22 protein-coding genes are annotated in these 18,303 nt (G+C 67.5%); 16 read left to right on the forward strand and 6 right to left on the reverse strand.

Features of this window, described 5'->3' with window-relative positions:
* Positions 1 to 65 precede the first annotated feature (65 nt).
* The gene (locus tag R8F63_00745; GenBank protein MDW3217110.1) at positions 66 to 3,509 is read left to right on the forward strand and encodes a TM0106 family RecB-like putative nuclease; all 3,444 of its coding nucleotides are present in this window, start codon (positions 66 to 68) and stop codon (positions 3,507 to 3,509) included.
* Between the two features lie 176 nt (positions 3,510 to 3,685).
* A complete protein-coding gene (locus R8F63_00750; GenBank protein MDW3217111.1) occupies positions 3,686 to 5,989 on the forward strand; it encodes a hypothetical protein in 2,304 nt (767 codons plus the stop codon).
* Positions 5,990 to 6,054: 65 nt separating this feature from the next.
* On the opposite strand, the gene R8F63_00755 is transcribed toward R8F63_00750, so the two are convergent.
* Both R8F63_00755 and R8F63_00760 read right to left on the reverse strand, forming a co-directional pair.
* Positions 6,055 to 7,140, reverse strand: a complete 1,086-nt coding sequence (locus R8F63_00755) for a hypothetical protein (GenBank protein MDW3217112.1) — start codon at positions 7,138 to 7,140, stop codon at positions 6,055 to 6,057.
* A gap of 125 nt (positions 7,141 to 7,265) precedes the next feature.
* On the reverse strand, positions 7,266 to 7,877 hold the full coding sequence (locus tag R8F63_00760; GenBank protein ID MDW3217113.1) for a hypothetical protein: 612 nt from the start codon (positions 7,875 to 7,877) through the stop codon (positions 7,266 to 7,268).
* A gap of 113 nt (positions 7,878 to 7,990) precedes the next feature.
* On the opposite strand from R8F63_00760, the gene R8F63_00765 reads away from it, so the two are divergent.
* Both R8F63_00765 and R8F63_00770 read left to right on the forward strand, forming a co-directional pair.
* Positions 7,991 to 8,482, forward strand: a complete 492-nt coding sequence (locus R8F63_00765; GenBank protein MDW3217114.1) for a hypothetical protein — start codon at positions 7,991 to 7,993, stop codon at positions 8,480 to 8,482.
* 193 nt (positions 8,483 to 8,675) lie between these two features.
* Positions 8,676 to 9,452, forward strand: a complete 777-nt coding sequence (locus R8F63_00770; protein MDW3217115.1) for a hypothetical protein — start codon at positions 8,676 to 8,678, stop codon at positions 9,450 to 9,452.
* A 7-nt stretch (positions 9,453 to 9,459) separates the two neighbouring features.
* On the opposite strand, the gene R8F63_00775 is transcribed toward R8F63_00770, so the two are convergent.
* Both R8F63_00775 and R8F63_00780 read right to left on the reverse strand, forming a co-directional pair.
* Positions 9,460 to 9,936, reverse strand: coding sequence for a hypothetical protein (locus R8F63_00775; protein ID MDW3217116.1), 477 nt, complete (start codon positions 9,934 to 9,936; stop codon positions 9,460 to 9,462).
* Between the two features lie 73 nt (positions 9,937 to 10,009).
* A complete protein-coding gene (locus tag R8F63_00780; protein MDW3217117.1) occupies positions 10,010 to 10,831 on the reverse strand; it encodes a hypothetical protein in 822 nt (273 codons plus the stop codon).
* Positions 10,832 to 10,991: 160 nt separating this feature from the next.
* On the opposite strand from R8F63_00780, the gene R8F63_00785 reads away from it, so the two are divergent.
* The 10 genes from R8F63_00785 (at position 10,992) to R8F63_00830 (ending at position 14,820) form a co-directional block, all read left to right on the forward strand.
* Positions 10,992 to 11,666, forward strand: a complete 675-nt coding sequence (locus tag R8F63_00785) for a hypothetical protein (GenBank protein ID MDW3217118.1) — start codon at positions 10,992 to 10,994, stop codon at positions 11,664 to 11,666.
* Positions 11,663 to 11,980 (forward strand): hypothetical protein, encoded by a 318-nt coding sequence (locus tag R8F63_00790; protein ID MDW3217119.1) that lies wholly within the window; start codon positions 11,663 to 11,665, stop codon positions 11,978 to 11,980. The genes R8F63_00785 and R8F63_00790 overlap by 4 nt, the downstream gene beginning before the upstream one ends.
* Positions 11,977 to 12,159 (forward strand): hypothetical protein, encoded by a 183-nt coding sequence (locus R8F63_00795; protein MDW3217120.1) that lies wholly within the window; start codon positions 11,977 to 11,979, stop codon positions 12,157 to 12,159. Before R8F63_00790 ends, R8F63_00795 begins: the two co-directional genes overlap by 4 nt.
* A gap of 8 nt (positions 12,160 to 12,167) precedes the next feature.
* Positions 12,168 to 12,374: a ribbon-helix-helix domain-containing protein gene (locus R8F63_00800; GenBank protein ID MDW3217121.1), complete on the forward strand. Its 207-nt coding sequence runs from the start codon at positions 12,168 to 12,170 to the stop codon at positions 12,372 to 12,374.
* A 157-nt stretch (positions 12,375 to 12,531) separates the two neighbouring features.
* Positions 12,532 to 12,777 carry a hypothetical protein gene (locus R8F63_00805; GenBank protein ID MDW3217122.1) on the forward strand — a complete coding sequence of 82 codons (246 nt, stop codon included), beginning with the start codon at positions 12,532 to 12,534 and terminating at the stop codon, positions 12,775 to 12,777.
* On the forward strand, positions 12,759 to 13,304 hold the full coding sequence (locus R8F63_00810; protein MDW3217123.1) for a hypothetical protein: 546 nt from the start codon (positions 12,759 to 12,761) through the stop codon (positions 13,302 to 13,304). Before R8F63_00805 ends, R8F63_00810 begins: the two co-directional genes overlap by 19 nt.
* Before the next feature lie 102 nt (positions 13,305 to 13,406).
* Positions 13,407 to 13,595 carry a hypothetical protein gene (locus tag R8F63_00815; GenBank protein ID MDW3217124.1) on the forward strand — a complete coding sequence of 63 codons (189 nt, stop codon included), beginning with the start codon at positions 13,407 to 13,409 and terminating at the stop codon, positions 13,593 to 13,595.
* A gap of 3 nt (positions 13,596 to 13,598) precedes the next feature.
* On the forward strand, positions 13,599 to 13,907 hold the full coding sequence (locus tag R8F63_00820) for a hypothetical protein (GenBank protein MDW3217125.1): 309 nt from the start codon (positions 13,599 to 13,601) through the stop codon (positions 13,905 to 13,907).
* Between the two features lie 140 nt (positions 13,908 to 14,047).
* The gene (locus tag R8F63_00825; protein ID MDW3217126.1) at positions 14,048 to 14,293 is read left to right on the forward strand and encodes a hypothetical protein; all 246 of its coding nucleotides are present in this window, start codon (positions 14,048 to 14,050) and stop codon (positions 14,291 to 14,293) included.
* A complete protein-coding gene (locus R8F63_00830; GenBank protein ID MDW3217127.1) occupies positions 14,275 to 14,820 on the forward strand; it encodes a hypothetical protein in 546 nt (181 codons plus the stop codon). The genes R8F63_00825 and R8F63_00830 overlap by 19 nt, the downstream gene beginning before the upstream one ends.
* A 116-nt stretch (positions 14,821 to 14,936) precedes the next feature.
* Here the strand turns inward: R8F63_00830 and R8F63_00835 are convergent, their stop codons facing one another.
* On the reverse strand, positions 14,937 to 15,344 hold the full coding sequence (locus R8F63_00835; GenBank protein ID MDW3217128.1) for a hypothetical protein: 408 nt from the start codon (positions 15,342 to 15,344) through the stop codon (positions 14,937 to 14,939).
* On the opposite strand from R8F63_00835, the gene R8F63_00840 reads away from it, so the two are divergent.
* Together R8F63_00840 and R8F63_00845 are read left to right on the forward strand one after the other, a co-directional pair.
* Entirely contained in the window at positions 15,337 to 15,615 is a 279-nt protein-coding gene (locus R8F63_00840; GenBank protein MDW3217129.1) for a transposase, read from the forward strand. The genes R8F63_00835 and R8F63_00840 overlap by 8 nt on opposite strands.
* 41 nt (positions 15,616 to 15,656) lie before the next feature.
* Entirely contained in the window at positions 15,657 to 16,478 is an 822-nt protein-coding gene (locus R8F63_00845) for an IS3 family transposase (protein ID MDW3217130.1), read from the forward strand.
* Here the strand turns inward: R8F63_00845 and R8F63_00850 are convergent.
* Positions 16,464 to 18,212 (reverse strand): NPCBM/NEW2 domain-containing protein, encoded by a 1,749-nt coding sequence (locus tag R8F63_00850; GenBank protein ID MDW3217131.1) that lies wholly within the window; start codon positions 18,210 to 18,212, stop codon positions 16,464 to 16,466. The two genes, R8F63_00845 and R8F63_00850, sit on opposite strands and share 15 nt — an antisense overlap.
* Between the last annotated feature and the right edge of the window lie 91 nt (positions 18,213 to 18,303).

An 18,303-nucleotide genomic window follows, 5' to 3' on the forward strand; every position in this document is an offset into this window, starting at 1 on the left:
CTATCTGGGTTCGCTGTCACGGACAGGGCGTACAAGAGTTGCGATCGGAAGGCAGGCACCCGCGAATGCGCTATGTAGACGGCGAGCTACGACACTCGGCGACGGATCTGGTGAACCACCTCGCCTGCCGCCACCTCACCGGCCTGGCCCGCGAGACCGCAGAGGGCCGCGCCGATCGGTCATGGGGCGCCGGCGGAGGCGGCCACGACCTGATCGCACGGTTCGGCGACGAGCACGAGGCCCGCTGTCTCGACCAGCTGCACGAACGCGGCATGAACATCGCGGAGATCGAGACCGGGCGCACATGGCCCGATGTCGAGCGCGCCGCAACCGAGACCATCGAGGCGATGCGAAGCGGCGTCGACGCGGTCTTCCAGGCGACGTTCATCGACGGAGCCTGGAGCGGCCACGCCGATTTCCTGATGCGTGTCCCCGCAGCGACCGACCTCGGCAACTGGGGGTACGAACCGGTCGACGCCAAGCTCGCCCGCTCGGCCAAGGTGCGGGCCATGCTGCAACTCGGCGAGTACGCAGCCCAGGTCGCCCGAGTCCAAGGAACGGCCCCCGAGAACGTTCACCTCTGGCTCGGATCCAACGAACGATTCACGTTCCCGACCGCCGACCTGGCCGCATTCCACCGCCGAAGCCGAAATCGTCTACTCGAAGATCTCGGACTCGACCTTCTCGCCGTCTACCCCTCACCGTGCGCCCACTGCGGGATCTGCCGTTGGAGCACCAAGTGCGACACACGACGCCGCGACGACGACCACCTGTCCTTCGTCGCCGGCATCCGGGCCGACCAGATCGACCGACTCGAAGCCGCCGGGATCACCACGCTCGAAGCACTCGCCGGAGCTAACGCTCAGAACTGCCCGGAAGGAGTCACCGCCCGAGGGTTCGAGCAGGTCCGCGCCCAGGCCCGCTTGCAGTTCGAGGCACGCGACGGAACACACCGATACGAGCTTCTCGACCCGACCGAACGACCCGAAAGCGGATTTCACCGGCTCCCGGAACCCTCCGAGCACGACCTCTTCTTCGATCTCGAGGGAAACCCGTTCCGCGAAGAAGGAGGCATCGAGTACCTCTGGGGTATCAGCACCCGCGGCGACGAATACCACGAGTGGTGGGCCCACAACCCCGCTGAGGAGAAACGGGTCTTCGAGGAAGTCGTCGACCACATGATCAAGACCCGGCAACGACACCCCGAAGCACACATCTACCACTACGCCCACCACGAGGTCACGACACTCAAGCGGCTCATGGGTCAGTACGCCACCCGGGAGTCCGAGGTGGACGAGCTCCTCCGAGGCGGAGCGTTGGTCGATCTCTACGCGGTGGTGCGAGGTGCCGTCCGCTGCTCGACCGAGGGCTACTCACTGAAGGACATGGAACGCTTCTACCACTCCGCCGACGGCCGAGAAGGCCCAGTCAAGAGCGGCTTCGAGAGCATCGTCATGTACGAGCGATGGTGCGACGGCGGGAGCGACACGCTCCTCCGTGAGATCGCCGATTACAACAAGGAAGACTGCGTCTCCACCCGCGAACTCGACGACTGGCTCGAGGCCCGCCGTGACGAGGCGCTCCCACGGTTCGGTCCGATCGACCGACCCCAGCCGCTCGAGGGCAAGGCCGCCGAAGCGCTCGATGCCTACGAGGAGCGGGTCGTCGCCCTCCGCACCCAGCTGTTGCAGGACGTTGACGTCGCGTCGACCGGTCCCTCGGTTCCGACCGACTCCGACGACAACGCGGCGGTCCCCGCCACCGGGTTCGACTGGCTCCCGCATGTCGGCGAATCGCCCGGGTCGGAGATGCAAGCCGACGACAGGGCCCTCTGGCTGCTCGCCCATCTCCTCGACTTCCACCGCCGAGAGGAGAAGTCCGACTGGTGGGCCCACTTCGCCAGGCTGGATATGGACGAGGACGAGCTCTTCGAGGACTCCGACGCGATCAGCGGACTGGCCTACGAAGGGATCGTGGACACGGTGAAGCGCTCGAACGTGCACCGGTTCACGTTCGACCCGGATCAGCCCTACAAGCTGAAGCCCGGGGGGAACCCGCCCATCGATCCGCGAACCGGCGAGAGCGCCGGCACGATCCATCGGGTCGACCCCGTGGAAGGCATCATCGAGCTCACCCGTGGGAAGAACAGCGCCAAGCCGCTTCCCGATGCCCTCATCCCAGCGAAGCCGGTACCGAACCCCAACGCTAAGGAAGCGCTCGAAGAGGTCGGAAACGACATCGTCGCCCACGGCCTCGACGGCACGCGATTCGGTTCGGTCGCTGATCTGCTCCGCCGCGGTTCACCCCGACTCGCCACCGGATCCCTCGCCGACCTGTCCGACCTCGACGCGGGGGAGCGCGTCGTCGAGGCCGGAACCCGGCTCCAGGACTCCAGCCTCCCGATTCAGGGACCGCCGGGCGCAGGCAAGACCTACAACGCGGCGCGTCTCATCAGCCGGCTCGCCGCCGAAGGGAAACGGGTCGCAGTCTGCGCCAACAGCCACCGCGTCATCGAGAACCTTCTCACGGCAGCGCGCAAGGCCGACTCGTCGCTGCGGATCCTCAAAGCTGGTGGCGACGACCCGGAGATCGCCGACGTCGACCACGAATCCAACACCGAGGCACGGGCCATGGCCCTCACCGGGGATCACGACGTCATCGGTGGGACCGTCTGGCTCTTCGCTCACCCGGAGCTTCGACAGGCGTTCGACATACTCATTATCGACGAGGCTGGACAATACGGGCTGGCCAACACCATCGCCGCGGCCACCTGCGCCCTCTCGCTCGTGCTGGTCGGCGACCCCCAACAGCTCGACCAGCCGACCAAGGGCTCACACCCACCCGGCGTCGACCGGTCGGCCCTCGCCCACGTCATCGGCACCGATCAGACCATCGACACCGAACGCGGGATCTTCCTCGACAGCACCCACCGGTTGCACCCCGACATCTGCTCGTTCGTCAGCGAGACGTCTTACGACGGACGTCTCCAACCTCACCAGAAGTGCTCCTGTCGGTCGATCGCCGGCGTCGACCACGGACTGCGATGGCACGCGGTCGAGCACGCGGGCAACCGCAGCCGAAGCCGAGAAGAGGCAGCTGTCGTCCGAGAGGTGGTCGACGACATGCTTGGCCGAGAGTTCATCGACCACGACGGGACCACTCGCCCCATCGGCGTCGACGATGTGCTGGTGATCACGCCGTACAACGCGCAGGTGCGAGAACTTCGCGCCGCCCTGCCCGACGGCGTCCTCGCAGGCACCGTCGATCTCTTCCAGGGCCGCGAGGCGCCTGTGGTCATCTACAGCATGGCCTCATCGTCGGCTGCGGACGCCCCGCGCGGACTGGGCTTCCTGCTCGACCAGCGTCGCTTCAACGTTGCCGTCTCGCGCGCACAGCGACTCGCTGTTGTCGTCGCCAGTCCAGAGGTGCTCGACGCTCTCCCGTCGTCGGTCGGACAGATCTCGCTCGTCTCGACCGTCTGTCGATACGTCGAGGTCGCCTCCGCCTGATCGATCCTGGGTCACGTTCGTATCTCGAACGGGTGACTCAGATGCCGAGACGACCGCGGGGATGCCCGAACTGAGGTTGAGCGCAAAGCTAGGCCTCGATCGCCACTGAGGCCGGTTCCGCGTCCAAGCGCCGATCGCCGCAGGCGCCCGTCACAGCGGCCACGTACGGTCGGAACATGCGCCCAGACCTGTGGTTCGATCGGACGGCCTCGCCTGTGCTCCTCGCGCAGCTGGAGGAGGGCGGTTCGCTTCATCGACTCCGAGGTCGCGTGGCTGCTGCCCCGCTGCTCCTGGACCTGCAGTTCCGCCGCGAATCCAAGGGCAGGATCTGTTCGCTGAGCCTCTATGCCGGGCTCTCCGCGATCCTTACGATCGACGAGCGTGATGGCCTCTTCCGGCTTCGCTCCCACGCCACCTACAAGGCACGTTGCGGGTTCGACGACGACTGGGTGTTCTGGTTCGACGCCGACGAGCTTGCGATCCGGATGGACTCCGTCGACGCCTACATCGACCGTGTGCTCGCCGACGACGAGATCCTCCCTCGCCTGACGAACCGTGAGGGTGAGGTGCATGCGGCGATCTGTTCCGGCACCCCGATCCACGTCATCCAACGCGAGGCCACCGCCGCATTCGTCGACCAACCAACGAAGGACCGGATCAAGGCGACGCTTGTGGAACCGGTGGTCGCCGCTGTCCAAGCCGCCCCCCGTACCGACTCGTGGTGGCCCGGCGTACGAGACCGTGGCGTGATGCCCTCGCCCGGTCTGGAAGTCGACGTCCTCGCGCTCGACGGCGCAGGGCGGCTTCTGGTGATCGAGGCCAAACCGGCTGGTGAGCTGAAGGGGATCACGTTCTCGCCAGTGCAGGTGCTCGTCTACGCGCGACTCTTCCGGCGTCTTCTCGCCGAGGAGGGTGCGGCCGAGTTGATCGGGCGAATGCTCGACGACCGTGTCGCGGTCGGGCTCACCGAAACCGGTCCGGCTCCGAGTTCTCCGATCGAGATCGTGCCTGTGGTCGCAATCGGCGCAGGCGCTCGCAGCCCCGTTGCGCTCGAGCGCCTTGCCGCAGTCGCCGACGCGCTCGCCGGCGTGTGGGAGGCGTCCGACGTCGCCCCGCTCGAGGTGTGGTTGCTCGACGAGACCGGCGACATCGCCCACACGTGGCGGCCCATCGACGGGCCGGCCCCCGCTGATGCCGGAGTCCCGGCGACGGCTGGGCCGCGAAGCGGGGGGTCGTTCGCAGCTGCCGCTCGCGCCGCCGCGACGGCGTGGAAGTCGTCGACCCCTGCACTCAATGAGGACGCGCGTCGAGCGGCTCCATATCGGGGCCGTGGCGCGTCGCTGCCCTTTTGCCTCCCGACCGAACACGCCGAGAGCAACCTCTTGCCCGACGCCCGCGAGATCGCCCTCGAGCGGTTCGCCGCGGCGGGGATTCCGTGGCATCAGGGAATCGACGCCGGCCCTTCCAACCACCTCCTGTCCTCCCAGGTCATGTGCGCGAACGCCCTCGCCCCACTCGTGGACCAGCCCGACGCCCTCCGGCGACTGTTCGAACCCCATCTCTCGATTGGCGAGGTGGTTCCCTTCGACGCCAGCACTCCGTCACCCTTCGATGCGACCGACCACGTCGTGTTCGAGTGGAACGGTGCGCACGACCACCTCGGCGAGCGAGGCGGAACCGCCGGCACGCGAGGCGCGCACTCGACCGCAGTCGACGCCGCGATTCGCTACCGCACCGAAGCAGGCGACATCGAGGTCGCGCTGATCGAATGGAAGTACACCGAGCAATACCGGGGGCATCGCCTCTCCGGCGGAGCCGCATCGATGCAGACACGCTACGGGCGGTACCGGCGGCTCTTCGACGACCCCGACGCGCCCATCCGAAACGATGTGGTCGACTACCACTCGTTGTTTCGGGAACCGCTGTATCAGCTGATGCGTCAGCAGCTTCTCGCCTGGCGCATGGAGCAGGCGCGGGAACTGGGCGCCGAGCGAGTGAGGCTGGTCGTCGTTGCGCCGTCTCTCAACCACGAGCTCGCCACGTCCTACGAACCGGAAGCGCTCAAGGGAGCGGCGGAGCTGGGTGATGACCCCACCGTCCACGAGATCTGGCGGCAGCTGCTGCGCCGGCCCGACCGGTTCGTCTACGTCGACGGCACCGACTTTGTGGCTCCCGGAGCCCCGACCTCTGACGAGTTCAAAGCGAGATACGGCCACATCCGAGTCGATGCTGGCCCTCGGATCCCAGGGCCGGCTCCCGAGGATCTGAGAAGTGCCGCGTCGTACGCCCAGATGGTCCTCTCCCGGGTAGGCGGCGAAGGGGGCGTTATCGCGCAACTTGCCGATCTCGATGACCGCCGCCTGCGGTCACTCGATCCCGTGCTTGCTCGGCGACTGGTCGATCGACTCCACCACCTGGCCGAAGACGCCCGTCGGCTCCGCGCCGAGGACGTCTTCGAGGCCCTGCACAGGAGCGAGTGAGCGGACAAGCGCTCACCGAACGACGCGCGCCGACTCGTTCCTTGGGCCAGTGCAGGTTGGACGAATCAGCCCGATCTCGGCGGATCGATCGCCAGCGGGAGCATGTGGTAGCGGCGTTCAGGCTGCTCGGGGTCGTGGAACGACACCCGCACCCGCGGATCGCCGACCTCGATCACGAGCCGGTTGCTCCTGAGTTGCCGTAGCAGCGCGAGGAGCGTCCACATATGCAACCCGACGGTGCAGGCGTCGCCTTCGAGCTCCGCCTTGCATGTCTCGCGGCCGGAGCCGACCTGCCGGTCGAGAGTTCGCACGCCGACGGTGCCAGGCTCGAGATCGAGCCACACCCGAGCCGGACGATCCCCGCCGGAGAAGGGCGACACGTGTTCGACGGCGCGCCGCAGCCGCGCCCGTTGCACGGTGGCCACTCGGGTCGTCGGCGTGGTGCGCAGCGGCTCGTAGTCCGGGAACCCTGAGGGTGTGTGATCGACGCGGATCGAGGTGTCGCCGGCGACGAAGTCGATCTGGTGCGCGCCGATCCGCACCTCGACCCGGCGTCGCTTGGGCATGGGCCGGCCGAGGTCGTCCATAGCCTCGGGCGGGACGATGAGCGGGGCATCGAGGGGGTCCTCTGCCGACCGGTCGCGGAACTCGGCGATCGCCAGCGTCTCCAGATCGGTTGCCGCGAACCGGAGGATGTCGCCACGCGCCGTGATCTCGAGACCGGCGAGGTCGGGCCGCCAACCGTAGCGGTGCGACATCGACAGCACCGTGTGATCGAGGCCCGCTCGGAAGGCGTCGCCGCCGAGACTCGCGCCATGCAGCGGGTGGACCGGGCCGTTGGGCGGGAGGACGAGATCGGCCGGGATGGCGAGGAGTTCGGCGCGATACGCCCGTGACCGGAACTCGATCGACGCGTCATCGCCCTCGAACTCGGCATCACCCGAACGTCTCGACAGGACCACCCGCCGCAGCGGTTCGAGCGGCAGCACCAGCGACCCGCTCCCGGTCCCGTCGATCGGGATCCGCTGCTCCAGCGTGACCGGAGGCCGCGTCACCGTGAGTGTCAGCCAGCCGTCTTCGATCGTCGTCCACACACCGCTGTAGGCGAGTGCTCGGCGGCCGGTCCCTACGACCCGCGCGGCTGAACGCATCGCTCGGGCGAGCGTGTGCCGGCTGCATGAGAACCGATACCCCATCGCCGTCATCCTGTCAGCCATGTCAAGCGGCCGATCACCGCAGGGTCACCAGCACCCACCGGAGCTCCCCCCGCCTGTCCTCACAGCCCGAGCCGGCGTCGATCCTCGCGTTCGAGCACGCCTATGAGCGGGCCCAGCGTCGTCCGGGCAACCCAGGTGGCCTCTGCGCTCACCTGCGACGATTTGCGAAGCCCCGCTTCGCGCCAACGGAGCAGCCGGCGGCCGGAGTCCGACTTTCGCACCGTTGTTCCCGATCCGTAGATCGGGCAGACGCACGCGTGCTCGCCGTCGATCTCGACGACGACACACGGCCTCACCTTGGCGGTTGCGCCCCGGTCACGGCCGGACGTGGCGTACGAGTTGAACGCGATGACCGCGGTGCGAACCTGGCCGACCGCGACCGGCACATCCGGCGGAGACGTTTCCAGTGGTTCGCCGTTGATCGTCACAGGGGGCACATGGTCCGAGTCGATGGGCTGCAGATCGTCGGCCGACAACGGTGGGGCCGGCTCGACGACGCGAGTCACCCGCGCCTTCGCACCGATGATCTCGAGATCGATCACAGCCTCCATCCCGACCACAAGGTGCGACTCGCCGATGGTCGCCTTTCCTCGTGCTCCGGTGACGACGTTGCGGAACTCCAGAGTGGAGTCGCGCAGGTCGAGCACGCGGACTCTGATCACTTCGTTCATCGGGCCCTCTTTCGTTACCGACTCTCGTACCGGACCGCCGTGACGGGCGCTCGCCGCCAGTCTTCGTGTCACGGCGCGACCGTACCTAGAGGGTGACGAGCGAGGGAGAGGCAATGACCAGGATGGAAGAGTCGTGGTTGACGGCAGGACCGGATTGGTACGGATTTCACGGGCGGCTGGTCCACACGCTGGCAAGCCTGGCGGAGGACGAGTTCCTCGTGATCTCGCGGCGTGACGTCAATCGGTACGTGCAGTTCGCGGCGCAGGGGAGCGACGGGATGCGGGTCGAGACCACGGCCAACACCTATCTCGAGCCATGGGAACAGCTAGCCGTGGGCGACCTGTTGGCGCTCGACCGTCTGGGCTGGACGCCCCCAACCTCACCGCTGGCGACGTCGCCCGAACACGACCCGCACGGCTCGCCGAACTACTTCCGTGACTGGCCGACCCCGGTCCCTCACGGCGAGATCGCGTGCCTCGCGGTGGCGACGCTCACGGTGGTACATCGGGTGGACGACTTCGACCTCCTCGCGTACGACGCCTTCCACGCGACCGGGCGTCCCATCGATCTACCCGAGCTCGGACTCGCGAGGCCGGGGACCTGATCTTCGGCGAGCGACGTGACGGGTCCACGCGACCCGGCACGGCACGGCGGCGCCGACACAACGACGATCATGAAAGGCTCACACCATCGACGTCTTCTTCAACACGAACTACACGGGCGCGACGTACGCGTTCGACACAACCCGCAAGTCGGCCCACGTCGCGGACGCGATCCGCACGCGCCGTCCGGCCGGCGTGGAGCTCGTCGAGCCGCCCGGCTGGGCGGTCGACGCGGCGATCGCCGGCATCGAGGCCATGCACACCGCCGACTACGTCGACGCGCTGCGCACCGGCGCCGACGCATGGCTGGCGTCGTCGCAGGGATTCGACTGGGACCCGGGCATCTGGGCGATGGCCGTCCACTCCACCGCGGGTGTGATCGCGGCGACGGAGTCGGCGTTGGCCGATGGCGTCGCCGGCTCGCTGTCGTCGGGGCTCCACCACGCCAAACCCGGCACCGGCGACGGCTTCTGCACCGTCAACGGCCTGGCGATCGCCGCCCAACGCCTCGCCGGGCCGGACAGCCAGGTCGTCATCCTCGATCTCGACGCCCACTGTGGCGGCGGCACCCAGCAGATGCTGGCCGCGCACGACCTCCACGACCAGGTGCGCAGCTACGACCTCTCCACGAGCGCCGTCGACACCTACATCCCCACCCACCCGGACGACCGGTTCGTGCTGATGGACGGCGACGACGACACCTATCTCTCCGCCGTGCAGACGATGCTCGACGACATCGCGTGGGACCGCACCCGCATCGTGCTCTACAACGCGGGAATGGACCCCCATCCCGAGATCACCAAGCTGGCGCTGACGATCCGTGAGCGGATGGTGTTCGAACGGGCCGCGGCCGAGCGGGTGCCGATCGCGTGGGTACTCGCCGGTGGCTACACATGGGGCACGACGACGATGGACGATCTCGTCGACCTCCACTGGTTGACGATCGACGCCGCGGCGACCGTCGCCCGCTGAGCGCCACTCACGGCAGGTCGAGCAGGCGCAGCGAGTCGTCGGTCGCAGCTTGCTCGACGATCGCCCACCAGTCGTCGGCGTTGTAGTGCACGACGGCATGGATCCCGGCGAACGCCCGCAGCAGCTCGGCGTCGGTCGGAGCCGGCGGATCGTTGCTCGCCGTGGAGCGTCGCCGCAGCGTGACCCCCTCGGCGGAGAACTCGACCTGCCACAGCACGTCGACGTCCCACAGGCAGACGTCGCCGTCTCCATCGTCTTCGCGCCGATACGGGTAGCGCTCGAGGAGACGCGCGATCACCGGCTCGGCCCAACCGGCGGGCGGTGTCCAGTCGGACGCACCCGTTTCGACGACCTCGTCGCTCGCTTCCCAGCCGTCGTCCGTCTCGTCCCAGCTGATCCGCAGGCCGCCGCCGCAGATGCGCGCGATCGCGGTCGGCGGGCTCTCGTCCGGCCCGATCGGCGTGATGCTGAACGTGATCCCCATGCCCGTCCTCCGCTGCGTCCCTACCCTCTCTGTACCGGTCGGCCGTGACGCGTGCGGGTGCGGCGGCCGCCCGTCAGGCGGCGTCGAGCAGCATCAGGAGCCGGGTCACCTCGGAGGCCGGCAGCCGGACCCGTTGCCCGGCCGATTCGAAGCGGGCCTCGAGGACGATCGAACCGTCGACGGGGCGCACGGGAGCGGCCCGCACCCCGGCCCAGTGCTCGTCCACGCGCGGGTAGCGGCGACGTTCGGGCGCCTCGGTCACCTGTGCCTCGCGGACCAGCGCGGCCAGCGCACGGGCATGGTTGGGCCGGAGCCGGCAGACCAGCGGCGGCCAGTCGCGCTCCATGAACGTGAGCTCCAGCCCGTCGTCCGTCGGCGTGATGCGGACCATGCTCGCGGCCATGTTGCCGGCACCGTCCGACACGGTCCGGGTGCCGGCCCGCTCCTGGTAGTCGGTGATGCTCCGCAGCCACTCGTGGGTGATCCCGAGCGCGGCGGCGGTCGACTCACCCGCCACCCAGCACCGTTCCAGCGCGTGGTCCTGTCGGCGCCGTTCGATCGCGTCTCGCATCGAACGGCCGCGGTCGAACATCTCGAGCTCGGGGCGACTCGGGTCGTCGGGATCGGGCTCGTCGCGCTCGTGGTCCGGCGGCTGCGCTCGGATCTGGTCAGCCAGGCGTTGGAGGCGTGGGTCCAGGTCGGCGAGCCGGTAGCGGGGCTCGTCGCCGGGTTCGTCGTACTCCGGCGAACGTCCGATCTGGTCGACCAGGTCGTCCCACACCCGGCGGTGGGCGTCGGTCATGGCGACCGTGCTCTCCGATCGACGCCGTCCCGCCAGGATCTCCGCCGCCATGGTGCGGACCTCGTCCGCCGTCACCTCGTCACCTTCGGTCATGCTCCCGCCTTGCCCCGTGGGCTCGGCTGGTCCGAACCCGTCGCGCCGTCCGGTAGGGGCCCGCCGTGACACGCCCGCCGGTCACTGTCACACCCCCTCGGCATCATGGAGACCGTTGGCATCGGCGGATGTCACGGACTTCCCCGACAGAGGAGATGCAATGGCTGAAGAGGCAATGAACGAATCCGACGACCCCCTGAATCGGGTGATGGCCGGCATGGCCGCGGGTGACGCCGCGTTCCTGTTCGCCTTCATCGAGGAGTTCGCTCCCAAGGTGCGCTGGGTCGTGCGTTCGATCCTCGAAGGGATGGGCCGCCACGACATCGTGCGCAACGCCGACGAGCTCGATGGGTTGACGCTCGACGCGTGCGACGTCATCTTCCGTCGGGCCGGTGGCTGGGCTCCCGGTGGCGCGGCGCCGTGGAACTGGGCGTTCAAGGCGATCCGGGCCGAGGTGGCTCGTGCGATCGGCCATCGGGTGGTCGAGCTCGACGACGACTTCGACGGTGAGGTGGGCTCCCGCAGCGACGTTGCGGCGGTCGACCTGAGCGTCGACGACCTGTCGGTCCTGATCAGCCGCCACCCGCGGGTCGGTGTGCTGGACCGGGCGATCCGCTCGGTCGGGTCCGAACGTGACCAGCTCGTCTACTGGGAGTACCGGATCCAGCAGGGCATGGGCGATCCGTCGCCGGCCCACACGGTCGGGGCCCGCTTCGGGTTGAAACCCGACAACGTGCGCCAGGTGTGCCGGCGCCACGGCCGGAAGGTGTGGTTGGTCATCGAGACCGACCCGGCCTTCGCCGAGTTGCGTGACCACGGATGGTTCGCCGCATGACCGCCATCGACCCCACCGTCGTCATCGAGCGCATGGCGCGACGACTCAGATCCGATGGTGTGGCACACCCGGTCGCCGCCGCGATGTCGGTGGCGGCCAGGGGCCACGCGCGGCTTGCGGTGGACGAGTTCGCGGCGGCTGTGTCGCTGCCGGTCGCCGTCGTGCGGTCGGCCGAGCGTGGGGTCGTCGCGTTCGGCGAGCTCCCACCGGCGATCGGATTGCAGGTGGGGGAGACCGGCGCGGATCTGCTGGCGCTCGCCGATCTCGAGGCATCCTGGCGCGACGGTCCACCCGTGCGGGCGACGGGGCCATGAGCGAGCGTCCTGCTCGGTGTCCGTCGTGTGGCGACGACGCGGTCATCCCGATCGAGTACGGCATGCCGGGCCCCGAGATGCAGGCCGCAGCAGAACGCGGCGAGATCGCGCTCGGCGGCTGCGTGATCGGCCCCGAGAACCCGAACTGGCGCTGTGTGGTCTGTGGGCAGAACGGGTGAGAGTAGGTGTGAGCCTGTCCGACGATGAGGTGAAGTTCCTCGACACCTACGCCGAGGAGCAAGGATACGCATCGCGGTCGGCGGTGCTGCGACACGCCGTGCGACTGCTCCGGGCCAACGAGCTCAGCGCCGCGTACGAAGACGCATGGTCGGAGTGGAACGAGGATGGCGATGCCGACGCGTGGGACGCCACCGTGGCTGACGGTGTGGGTTGATGCGTCCAGTTCTCCCGGTCGACCCGGTCAGCGAACTCGACGAAGCGCTCCGCCTCCACCTCGCACTCTGACTCGTTCTGCGTCAAAGAAGAGGTCGCCCGTCGCAACTCCCGAAGATCTGGGCGCCGGTGTCTCAGCCGACGTCTACCGTTGGCTCATGGCCACCACCGACACTCCGCCAGAGATTCGGCGCCGCGTCTCGGCCGTCTTCGGGTCGATGAGCGGCGCCCAGCGGGTGGCCTGTGCAGCGGAGATGGCCGAGGAGAGCAAGGCGATCGCGCTGGCCGGAGTCCGGTCCCGCCACCCTGAGCTCACCGACGCAGAAGTCGCCATCGAGTGGATCCGCCTTCTGCACGGCGACGAGATCGCCGGCTACGCGGCTCGATGCAGCTCGAGTTCCTGAGCTTCATCGTCGCGTCGCTCGACGACGCGGCGATCCCTCACATGCTGGTCGGCTCCATGGCGAGCACCTTCCACGGTGAGCCGCGAATGACCCGGGATATCGACCTCGTGATCGACCCCACGCCCGACGCGATCCAGCGGTTCGCCGATGACCTCGACCGCTCCCGCTACTACGTCGATGACGCCCTCGGAGCGGTCCGCACCCGAGCCATGTGCAACGTCATCGACACCGAGACCGGTTGGAAGGCCGATCTGATCATCCGCAAGGATCGGCCGTTCAGCCGGGAGGAGTTCAGGCGCCGCCAGCAGGTGGTCATCGGCGACGTGGAGTTGTTCCTCGCCACGGCCGAGGACACGGTCCTGGCCAAGCTCGAGTGGCGGTCACGGTCGGGTTCCGAGCAGCAGCTCCGTGACGTTGTCGCGATCTTGACCGAGCGGAACCTCGACACCGACTACCTCCGACGGTGGGCCACCGAACTCGGGATCGGCGAGGCTCTCGACGAGGCGCTGGCGGCGGCCGGCCGCTGACCGTTGTGGTCACCGCTGACTTGTTCCGTGTCAGCGAACGGCACCCGGCGATCGGCCCAGGCCCCACCCGGCGGTGTCACAGGGTGCTGTTACCGTGGCCTCATGGAGAAGTTGCCCAAGCTCAGCGCAGCCGAGATGGAGCAGATGACGCCGGACGAGCGTGCACAGGCTGTTCGGGATCGGCAGCTCCAATCGCTGGACCAACTCGACCCGAAGTTCCGGGACCAGGTTGAAGCGACCGGCCGAAAGCTGCTGGAGGAGCGGGGTCTGCTCGACGTCGAGCCGACCTGACTGGTGAACCCGTCGAGCGAGCGCCGGGAGGTTCGCGTCTCGTCGGCTTTCTTCGAGATGCTCGACCTCCAACTCCGGCCCGACCGCGGGCCGAACGGAGAGCCCTCGGCGACCGACTTCTTGGTGATTGACCTTCCCGAGATCGTCGACGCCTTCGTTGTTGGCTTCGACGAGCTTCCCGAGGTGGTCGAGGGGCTTGGATCGGCGAGGGTCTACATCGGTGCCGGCGCGCTCGTTTCCGGCGTCGCGGTGTACGGCGTCGAAATTGCCGATGGTGTCGTCGAACTCATCGGTGTCGAGATCGACCCGTAGGCTCGACCTGTTCCTAGGGTGAGAACACCTCGCGACCGTTCGTTCCCTGATTTGAGCGGTCTGCGTAGAGGATGAGGTCGCCGGTCGCAACCGCCGAAGATCTGGGCCCCGGTGTCTCAGCCGACGTCTACAGTTGGTCCATGGCCACCACCGACACCTCGCCAAAGATTCGGCGGCGCGTCTCGGCCGTCTTCGGGTCGATGAGCGGCGCCCAGCGGGTGGCCTGTGCGGCGGAGATGGCCGAGGAGAGCAAGGCGATCGCGCTGGCCGGAGTCCGGTCCCGCCACCCTGAGCTCACCGACGCAGAAGTCGCCATCGAGTGGATCCGCCTTTTGCACGGCGACGAGATCGCCGGCTACGCGGCTCGATGCAGCTCGAGTTCCTGAGCTTCATCGTCGCGTCGCTCGACGACGCGGCGATCCCTCACATGCTGGTCGGCTCCATGGCGAGCACCTTCCACGGTGAGCCGCGAATGACCCGGGATGTCGACCTCGTGATCGACCCCACGCCCGACGCGATCCAGCGGTTTGCCGATGACCTCGACGGCTCCCGCTACTACGTCGATGACGCCGTCGGAGCGGTCCGCACCCGAGCCATGTGCAACGTCATCGACACCGAGACCGGTTGGAAGGCCGATCTGATCATCCGCAAGGATCGGCCGTTCAGCCGGGAGGAGTTCAGGCGCCGCCAGCAGGTGGTCATCGGCGATGTGGAGTTGTTCGTCGCCACGGCCGAGGACACGGTCCTGGCCAAGCTCGAGTGGCGGTCACGGTCGGGTTCCGAGCAGCAGCTCCGTGATGTTGTCGCGATCTTGACCGAGCGGAACCTCGACACCGACTACCTCCGACGGTGGGCCACCGAACTCGGGATCGGCGAGGCTCTCGACGAGGCGCTGGCGGCGGCCGGCCGCTGACCGTTGTGGTCACCGCTGACTTGTTCCGTGTCGAGAACGTTCGGTGAACCCGTTCCTCGTCTGGAAATCAGTCGAGATGCTGCAACGAGTCATCGCCCAGTGCCGGCGCAAGCAGGTCAGGAATCGATCAGCCAGGCACTGATTGTTCCCACGTCCATGAACGGCAGATTGAAATTGCCGGTGAACTGAGTGCCAGTGGGGTCCAGCGTGCCGTTGAAAGTCAACGCCTCGTCGCTGTTGCCGAGTCTGACGGACAGGCAATCGATCACACCGGTGATGTTCGCATCAAGTACGACTGGGCTGCCTTCGAGTTCGAGCGTGCCATCGAATCTTTCGCCGTCTCGCTCGATCTCGACACTCAGAGTGCCGGCTAGGTCGGTCTGGTCGCTCTGCCAGGTCCCGGTCCAATGCCCACTCGGTACGGTCGGGCACGGTCCCGCGAGCGCAGGCGTGTGGAGTTCCCCCGTTTCGTGAGGCATCTGAGCCTGGGAGACTGTTCCCGGGAAGGAGTCCACGATGGGCACACATCGATATCCTGAGGAGTTCCGTCGCGAGGCGGTGCAGCTGTATCGCCGCTCGGATCGGCCACGAGTCGAGATCGCGCGATCGCTCGGCATCGCCGATGGGTCGTTGGCCGCCTGGGTCAACGAGTTCGAAGCTCGTGACGCGGGCGGCCTCGATGAGGACGAACGCGCGGAGCTGATCCGGCTCCGCAAACGCGTCGTCGAGGTCGAGGAGGAGAAGGAGATCCTTCGCAAGGCGGCGCAGTATTTCGCGAGAGAGACGAACCGGTGACCCGCTGCTGGTTCGTTGACGACCATCGAGCGGACCATCACGTGAACAAGCTCTGCGAGCTCGTCGAGCTGCCGAGGGCGACCTACTATCGCTGGACCGGCGGCGCCGTGTCGGATCGGCTCGTTGACGACGCCTACCTGGCCAACGAGATCGTCGACATCTACCGGCAGTCCCGCGGCACCTACGGCTCACCGAGAGTCTGGGGTCAGCTCCGCCGAGCCGGCATTCGCGTCGGCGAGAAGCGGGTCGCGCGGATCATGGCCGAGCTCGGCCTCGTCGGCGCGCACAGCCGCAAGAAGTGGCGGCGCGGCGCGAACACGGCACCGGCCGGAGATCTCCTCGAGCGGGACTTCACCGCCGAGGCGTCAGACCTGCGCTGGGTCGCCGACATCACCGAGTTCGGCTGCCTCGATGGCAAGCTGTTCCTCGCGGGGATCGTCGATCTGCACGATCGAGGGATCGCCGGCTGGTCGATGGGCGAACGCCAAACCACCGACCTCGTCGTCAACGCACTCGTCATGGCGCTCGCCCGCAGAGACCCCGACGCCGAGCTGATCCACCACGCCGACCGAGGCGCCCAATACACCGCGGTGGAGTTCTCCAACCGTCTCGCCGACTGGGGCCTGCGCGCCTCGTACTCCTCGACCGGCGATTGCTTCGACAACGCAGCGATGGAGTCGGTCTGGGCCGCACTCAAGCGCGAGATCCGACACCTTCACGGCGACTGGCGCCAGATCACCCGCTCCGAACTGCGCACGATCCTGTTCGACTACATCGAGACCTTCTACAACCGAGCCCGGCACCAGGCCGGGCTCGAGCACCGCACCCCCGCTGAGACCTACGCTGCCTCACGAGCAGCATGAACTGACAACCACCCCTGTCTCACGTAGCGGGGGAACGCCAGTGTGAAAGGTCAGGGTCGACGCAGCCGTCCTCCCATCGGGAGTCCTGACCTCGATGGTGTAACCGTAGTCCTGGTCTGGGTCCAGCAGACCGGTCAGGTGGGTGGAGTGGAGATTCACTCCAAACTCACAACTAGGCGAGCTGAGCGGTGGGGGAGTGACTCTCCCAATCTCGTCTCCGGTGGCATCAAGGAGTCTGTGGGTTCCGTAGCCGCAATTCTCGGAGGTTGTGTTGACCCGACCGCCCTCGGCAGTGAGGGCGAGGAGCTCTGGTTCGGAGAGCGCCAATTCGAGTGGGTTCGACGGTGCCTCGTAGCAATCGTCTCTGTGCGCTGCGGCCACACACCCGAGCGAGGCGACCCCCAAGTCACCCCTGAGGACCGGCGCGGCAAATACCCCAGCGAGCTGGCCTTCCCCCAGGTTGATGGCTTCTAGGCGGAGCCGCTTTGCTCCCGAGACGTCGAGCTCGAGATCGACCGAAACGCCTAGGGAGAGGTCTCGCGTCCATACCTCGGTGTCGTCGAGTAGTACGCGGAAGCGGGCACTCTGTTCCGCGGCAGAGTCGTCCGCGACTCCGACTGTCGCTTCGAAAGTCTGCCACCCTCCGCTCAAGTCGTACTCCCAGAAGGTGAGGCCCCGGTTTGGCGTGATGCCCGTGAGTCCGTAGGAGTAGAGCGCTTTGTCGTAGAGCTGTCCGTTGACCGTCGCCGGACCGGCCGTGGGATCGCCAAACGTGCCGGGCCTCCCCGCCTCGAGCAGGGGAGCGGGATCGGCAACAACGAGCCGCACCGCTCGGTCGACGGTCTCCCCAGGTGCTGGGTCAGTCTCCAGGACCTCTCCCGTGCTGCCCGAACTCAACCGAATCTCTACGGTGTAAGGAACCCCTAGCTCATCGAGACCCGCCTGGGCCTCGAGAAGCTCAGCGCCGACAAGATCAGGCATCGAAATGCCCAGTCCCCACGGAGGGTTCGTGAGGTTTCTGGCGATACAGCCTTCGAAGAGCGTCGAATCGGTTGGGAGATCAGAACAGAACGCTTCTGCCCCAGCGGCATCCGGGTACGGCCCGGCGGCGATCGCAAGGTAGGAGTCGCGAAGTCCCAGGTACTGCCTTGAGTCGTACAGACCCAACGGTCCGGAACGGTCCTCAAGTTCGCTGAGTCGACCGTCCACAGTGCCCGCTTCGGAGACCGGAATACTTGCCACGACTGCGATCCATCCCTCAGCGCGCTCGACGATAGGCCGAGTTGGCTTCCCGTTCGGGTAGTCCCCGCACATCAGGATCGGAAGGTAGGTCTCGATGGCCGTCGCGGAGTCCGTGGTATCGGCGCAATCCGTGACGTCTGTCGTCTCTTCATTGGGGCCGTCCGGCCGGTCAGGAACGGGGGACGTCACGTCCGGGGTTGTGAAGGTATCTGGGTCTCTGCCGGTGTCGTTCGCTGCCCAGAAGGTTGCTCCCACTGCGGCAACGAGGATGAGCGCGGCCGCAAGCGCAAGAACTGTCGACCGGCGGCCAGGCGGGATTGCTGGCGTTGCATCTAGCTCGACCTCGGCGCGGGGGTCACCGGCTACAAGCGATGGCTTCGCGACATGGTTCGCCTCCAACCTTCCTATTCGGCCATCGGAGAAATCCAGTTCACGGGTGGGCTCGGGACGGGCATGTCCCTCCTCTTCTCGCGGGGTGCGGTCGCGGTCCATGCTGGCCCGCAGCCGATTCTCCCAGCCGTTTTCCAAGCCCTGCGGACGGTCCGTGCTGAGTCTGCGGAGCAGTCGGCGCGTCTCGCGACCA

This window comes from Acidimicrobiales bacterium, assembly GCA_033344915.1.
In the GTDB taxonomy this organism is placed as follows: Bacteria; Actinomycetota; Acidimicrobiia; order Acidimicrobiales; family Aldehydirespiratoraceae; genus JAJRXC01.